Below are 6,589 nucleotides of genomic sequence, written 5' to 3'. Positions count from 1 at the left end.
GAGTTTCAGGCCGTCGTCGGCCAGGTCGAGGCGTTCCAGACGCAGTTCCAACGGACCTTGGCCGCGGCCGCAAACGCTTACGTACAAACCGAACTCGCGACCGTGACTGCACTGCAGGATGCATTGGGCGCGGCCGCGGTTCCCAATGCGTTTGCGGCCGCCGTTCCGCCGCCGCCGTTCCCGGCGCTGGACACCGCAGTCTTCATCGGACCCACCGGCGTGCCCCAGCCGTCCCCCGCCTACGTCCACTATGCAAACGAGCTGTACGTCCACGCGAACGGGATTCTCACGACCCTGTTCACGCCCGAACAGTTGTACCCGATCACGGGCGTCAAGAGCTCGACGCTGAATCAATCGGTGAGCGAAGGTCTCACGATTCTCGACAACTACATTCAAGCGCAATTCGCCGCCGGCGAGTCCACCACCATTTTCGGCTACTCCCAGAGCGCCATCATTTCCTCCATCGAGATGTACAAGCTCGCCGCCATGGGTTCGCCGCATACAGACCTGCTCAATTTCATACTTGTCGGCAATGAGATGAACCCCAACGGCGGTTTGCTCTCGCGCTTCCCGAACCTCACCCTGCCCACCCTGGGCCTGACGTTCTACGGCGCGACGCCGGCCGACACGCTCTACAACACGGCCATTTACACGCAGGAGTATGACGGCTTCGCCGACTTCCCGCGCTACCCGCTCAATTTCATCTCCGACCTCAACGCGGTCATCGGCATCGCGACCGTACACACCAAGTATCTGGACCTGACCCCGGCGCAAGTGGCCAACGCCATCCAGTTGGAGACCTCGCCCGGCTACTACGAAAACGGCGGCAAGACGTACTACTACATGATTCCGACGGAGGAATTGCCGCTCCTTGCCCCGCTGCGGGCGATCCCCGTCATCGGCAGGCCGCTCGCTGCCCTGATCGAGCCCAACCTGGAAGTGATCGTCAACCTCGGCTACGGCGACCCCTACCACGGCTACTCCACGAGTTACGCCGACGTGCAGACGACGTTCGGCTTGTTCCCCGAGGTCAGCCCGCAGACCCTGGTCGAAGCGTTCAGCGCCGGGACCCAGCAGGGCATCCACGACTTCAACCTCGAGTTGCAATCCCTGTCCGCGAATCCGCCCACGGTGCCCGCATTGATACCGCCGCAGCCGGTCGACTTCGTCAACGCGGTGGCCAAACTGCCGACACCCGAAGAATTGGTGAACACCACAGCCGAGATCATCTCGACCGACTACGCGGTGCTCCTCCCCACAGCGGACACCGCCTTGTCCTTCCTCACGACACTGCCGCTGTACAACGCCCAGCTGTTCCTGAGCGAGCTCGCAAAGGGCAACCTGATCAACGCACTCGGCTACCCGCTGGCGGCCGACGTCGGATTGGCCACCGTCGCGGGCATCGTCGAGCTCCTGGTCATCGGGAAGGCGGTTTCCGAGAACATCACCGCCCTCCAAGCCCTCTTTGCCTGACGCGGCCTGGCTTGGTGGCCACCGGCTGCCAGGCCAGAAACTGTCAGTGCAGTAACTGTGCCGCGTTGTTGGCCAGGTCGAGCACCGACTGCGGCAGGATGCCCAAAACCACTGTGACCAAAGCACATACCGCAATGGCCGCCTTGCTCAACACGCCAGGCGCCACCACTTGGGGTGTGTCGTCGGTCGGTTCGGTGAAGAACATCGAGACGATCACCCGGACGTAGAAGTAGGCGGCCACCGCACTCGAGATCACACCAAGGATGACCAGCGGCACCGCGCCACCCTCGGCCGCCGCCTTGAACACCGCGAACTTGCTGACGAATCCACTGGTCAGCGGGATACCGGCGAAGGCCAGCAGAAACATCGAAAGCATCACGCCCACAATGGGGGAGCGCTGTCCCAGTCCCGCCCAGTTCGCCAGCTTGGCGTCCTCGACGCCGTTGGCGTCGCGGACCAGGCCGACGATGGCGAATGCCCCGACAGTGCTGAAGCTGTAGGCGACCAGGTAGAACATGGTGCCGGCGAGTCCCGACTGGTTGTCCGCGATCACGCCGGTCAGGATGAACCCGACGTGGGCCACCGACGAGTAAGCCAGCATGCGCTTGACGTCGGTCTGGTTCACCGCGGTGATCGTGCCGACCGTCATCGTCAGGATCGCGATCGCCCACAGCACCGGACGCCACTGATCGTGCAGCGGCGGCAGCGCCACATAGACCACCCGCAGCAGGGCTCCGAACGCCGCGACCTTGGTGGCCGCTGCCATGAACCCGGTGACGGGCGTGGGCGCGCCCTGGTACACGTCGGGAATCCACGAATGGAACGGAACGGCGCCGACCTTGAACAGCAGGCCCACCGACAGCAGCCCCACACCGACCAGCGCCATGGACGAATCACTTTGTGCCGCCAAGGTATCGCGAATACCGGTCAGCGTCAGGGTGCCGGTCGCGCCGTACAGCAGGGCGACGCCGTAAAGGAAAAATGCCGACGAGAAGGCGCCCAGCAGGAAGTACTTCATCGCCGACTCCTGCGAGAGCAGACGACGGTGCCGGGCCAACCCACACATCAGGTACAGGGGCAGCGAGAGAACTTCCAGCGCAACGAACATCGTCAGCAGGTCGTTGGACGCGGGGAACACCATCATGCCGCCGAGCGACAGCAGCGCCAACGGGAACAGCTCGGTTTGCGCGTTGCCCGCACGCTCCGCCTCGTGCTCCGCATCACTTCCGGGCACCGCGGAGGCCTGCGGCGTAAAAGAGTCCAAACCGCCCGAGCTACCCACCGCTACAGGCGTTTTGGTTCGAACGGCGGATGCCTGGCGTTCGGCCATGAAGATGATCGCGAGAATGGCGACCAACAACAGTGTGCCCTGCAGAAACAGGGTTGGGCGATCCACGGCGATGGAGCCCACGACCGCCCGTGTGCCGGGGGACGAGGTCGGGATGGACTTGGCCACCGCGATCACCGCGACAAATGCTGCGACGATCCCCGCCAGCGACGTCGTCACCTGCGTGATGTATCGGAAACGCCGCGGCACGAACGCCTCCACCAGCACACCCAGCACCGCCACGGCGAAGATGATGAGCATCGGCGACAGCTTGAAGTACTCAACTTCGGGAGGAGGAAGGATCATTGGTGCGGTCCTTGGGCTGTCCGGGAGCCGCCGACACCGGAACCCGGGGGCGTCACCGTGGGCGAGGGATCGTGTTGGTTGATGGTCTGCATGGTGCTTTCCACCGCGGGGTTGATGACATCGAGTACGGGTTTGGGGTAGACCCCGAGCACGAACAGCAACGCCAACAGCGGTGCGACGACAACCATTTCGCGCGGCACCAGGTCACGAATCTTTTCATTGCCCTCGGCCACCGGCCCGGTCATCGTGCGCTGGTACAGCCACAACATGTAGATCGCCGCCAACACCAGCGCGGTGACCCCAAACGCTGCGGCCAGCCAGTAGCGGTTGAAAGTGCCTAGCAGCACCAAGAATTCGCTGACGAACGGGGCCAGGCCGGGCAGTGACAAGGTGGCCATGCAGGAGACCAGGAACGTACCGGCCAGGACGGGAGCCACCTTCTGCACGCCGCCGTAGTCGGCGATCGCTCTGCTGCCGCGGCGGGACACCAAGAAGCCCGCGATCAAGAAGACCGCCGCCGTGGAGATGCCGTGGTTGAGCATGTACAGCGTCGACCCGCTTTGTCCCTGGGTGGTCATCACGAAGATGCCCGCGATGATGAAGCCGAAGTGTGAAATCGAGGTGTAGGCGATCAGGCGCATCATGTCGGTCTGCCCGATCGCCACGATCGCGCCGTAGATCACGCCGATGATGGCCAGCGTGACGATCACCGGACGGAAATACGTTGAGGCATCCGGGAACAGCTGCAGGCAGTAGCGCAACATGCCGAACGTGCCGACCTTGTCCATCACCGCCGTGATCAAGACCGCGGTCGCCGGGGTGGACTCGACCGCGGCGTCGGGCAGCCAGCGGTGGAATGGCCACAGTGGCGCCTTGACCGCGAACGCGAACATGAACCCGAGGAACAAAGCCTTGAATACCGCCGGATCCACGTCGGCAAGGCGGCCGCCGCCGCGCACGGCCTGGACGATTTCGACGAAGTCGAACGTGCCGTCGCCGTGCTGCGCGGTGATCACGTACAGCCCGATCACCGCCGCCAGCATGATCAGGCCGCCGAACAGGTTGTAGAGCAAGAACTTCACCGCGGCACGCGAGCGGTTCTCGCCTTGTCCGAAGCCGCCGATCAGGAAGTACATCGGGATCAGCATCGCCTCGAAGAAGACGTAGAACAGCAGCACGTCCAGGGCGACGACGGAGATCAGCACCATCGACTCGATGGCGAGCGTCAAGGCGACGTAGGCGTGCACGCCGCGCGGATTGCGCTCACCCCCATCATTCCAACCCGCGATGAGCAGCAGCGGGACCAGCACGGCGGTCAGTATCACCAGCACCACCGCGATGCCGTCCACGCCCAGGGTGTAGCCGGCGCCGAAAGCCGGTATCCACTCGTGCTTTTCGTAGAACTGATAGTGGTCGCCGCCGGGCTGGAAGCCGACGGTGATCTTGGCCGCCAGCGCCAGGGTCACCAGACTGACAACCAGGCCGGTCCACTTGGCAGCCTGCCGCAGCCCGGGCGGCAGCAGGATGATGACGATCGAGCCGGCCAGCGGTGCCAGCCACAGCCAGGTCAGCCAACCGAAGTGCGTCACCACAGGTTCACCGCCAGCAGCACCGCGGCGACGGCGGCCGCGCCCACGAGCATCGATAACGCGTAGTTGCGGGCGAACCCGGTTTGCAGTTGCCGCAGACCATTCGACGTTCGGCTGATCAGCGCGGCTAGCGAGTTGACGGAGCCGTCCACGCCCGCGTCGTCGATGGCGACCAGCGCCTTGGTCAGTTGCGCGCCTGGGCGCATGAACACCTCCTCGTTGAAGGCATCGCCGTAGGCGTCGGCGCGCGCGGCTGTGGTCAGCGGCGAGACGCGAACGGGGGCCACCCTGGGGATCTCAGCCTTGCCGCCGTACATCCGGTAGGCGACCGCGACACCGACGACCACAACCGATAGGGCCAGGGTGGTGCTGACCCAGGCGGGTACGGCATGTGCGGACTCTTCGTGGGCGCCGACGACGGGTTCCAGCCAGTGCGCCAGCGTGCCGCCGATTGCGAACAGGCCACCGGAGAACACCGAGCCGACGGCAAGCAGGATCATCGGCCACGTCATCAGGGCCGGCGCCTCGTGGGGATGGGATTGCGGCGCCCAGCGCTTCTTGCCGAAGAACGTCATCAGCATCACCCGGGTCATGTAGAACGCGGTGATCCCCGCACCCAGTAGGGCGGTACCTCCGAGCACGTAGCCGCGTACACCCCCGGCGCCCAGCGCGGCCTCGATGATGGCGTCCTTGGAGAAGAAGCCGGCGAACGGCGGCACACCGATGATGGCCAGGTATCCCAGCCCGAAGGTGACGAACGTGATGGGAAGTGCCGCACGCAGACCGCCATAGCGGCGCATGTCCTGCTCTTCGTGCATGGCGTGGATCACCGCGCCCGACCCGAGGAACAGTCCGGCCTTGAAGAAACCGTGCGTGAGCAGGTGCATGATCGCAAACGCGTACCCGGCCGGGCCCAGCCCGGCGGCCAGGACCATGTAGCCGATCTGGCTCATGGTGGAGGCGGCCAGTGCGCGCTTGATGTCGTCCTTCGCGCAGCCGATGAACGCCCCGAGCATCAGCGTGACGGCGCCGACGATGACGACACCCAGTTGAGCGCCGGGGGCCAGGTTGAACAACGGGTTGGAACGCACGATCAGGTACACGCCGGCGGTCACCATGGTGGCCGCGTGGATCAGCGCCGACACCGGGGTGGGGCCTTCCATGGCGTCACCCAGCCAGGCCTGCAGGGGCACCTGGGCGGACTTCGCGCAGGCGCCCAGCAGCAGCAGCAGTCCCGTCACGTTGAGCACTGCCTCGCTCGCGGCCGGTACGCCGGCGAACACACCGCTGTAGGAAACGGTCCCGAAGGTGGCGAACATCAAGAACATGGCCAGTGCCAGGCCGGCATCCCCGACGCGGTTCATCACGAACGCCTTCTTGGCCGCGGTGGCCGCCGACGGCTTGTGGTACCAGAACCCGATCAGCAGGTAGGACGCCAGGCCGACGCCTTCCCAACCGACATAGAGCAGCACGTAGTTGTCGGCGATCACCAGCAGCAGCATCGAGGCCAGGAACAGGTTGAGGTAGCCGAAAAACCTTCGGCGGTCCTCATCCTCGGCCATGTAGGCGACCGAGTAGATGTGGATCAGCGACCCGACCCCGGAGATCAGCAGCACGAAACACATTGAGAGCTGGTCGATTTGGAGGCCGAAGTCGACCTGCAGCCCGCCGGCGGGTATCCAGGTGAACACCTTCTGGTGGATCACCCGGTCATCCGCGGCGCGGCCGAGCAGGTCCGCGAGCAGCGTGGCGCCCACCCCGAACGCCGACAGGGCAGCCAGGCAACCCAACCAATGTCCCCACGCGTCGGTTCGCCTACCGCCGAACAGCAAGATCGCGGCACCAGCAAGGGGCAGCGCCACCAGCAGCCAGGTGTAGTCAGTCATCTTGGCGT

General features: G+C 64.9%; 4 protein-coding genes. 1 reads left to right on the top strand and 3 read right to left on the bottom strand.

Translation table 11 applies throughout. From position 1 onward, the window contains the following. The coding region (locus tag BST27_RS04635) for a PE family protein (protein ID WP_083148388.1) at positions 1–1,473 on the top strand (1,473 nt) is incomplete at its 5' end. A 43-nt stretch (positions 1,474–1,516) separates the two neighbouring features. Here BST27_RS04635 and nuoN read toward each other — a convergent pair. Genes nuoN through nuoL form a run of 3 tightly spaced genes read right to left on the bottom strand, consistent with a single transcriptional unit; the run spans position 1,517 to position 6,581 of the window. Next, on the bottom strand, positions 1,517–3,106 hold the full coding sequence (gene nuoN, locus BST27_RS04630) for an NADH-quinone oxidoreductase subunit NuoN (RefSeq protein ID WP_069419181.1): 1,590 nt from the start codon (positions 3,104–3,106) through the stop codon (positions 1,517–1,519). Continuing rightward, entirely contained in the window at positions 3,103–4,698 is a 1,596-nt protein-coding gene (locus BST27_RS04625; protein ID WP_069419180.1) for an NADH-quinone oxidoreductase subunit M, read from the bottom strand. The genes nuoN and BST27_RS04625 overlap by 4 nt, the downstream gene beginning before the upstream one ends. Then, complete coding sequence (gene nuoL, locus BST27_RS04620) at positions 4,692–6,581, bottom strand: NADH-quinone oxidoreductase subunit L (protein ID WP_069419179.1); 1,890 nt, start codon at positions 6,579–6,581, stop codon at positions 4,692–4,694. The genes BST27_RS04625 and nuoL overlap by 7 nt, the downstream gene beginning before the upstream one ends. Between the last annotated feature and the right edge of the window lie 8 nt (positions 6,582–6,589).

Source organism: Mycobacterium intermedium (assembly GCF_002086275.1).
Lineage (GTDB): Bacteria > Actinomycetota > Actinomycetes > Mycobacteriales > Mycobacteriaceae > Mycobacterium > Mycobacterium intermedium.
Note: the sequence above shows the minus strand (reverse complement) of the source record. Positions and strands in the feature narration are given on the sequence as shown.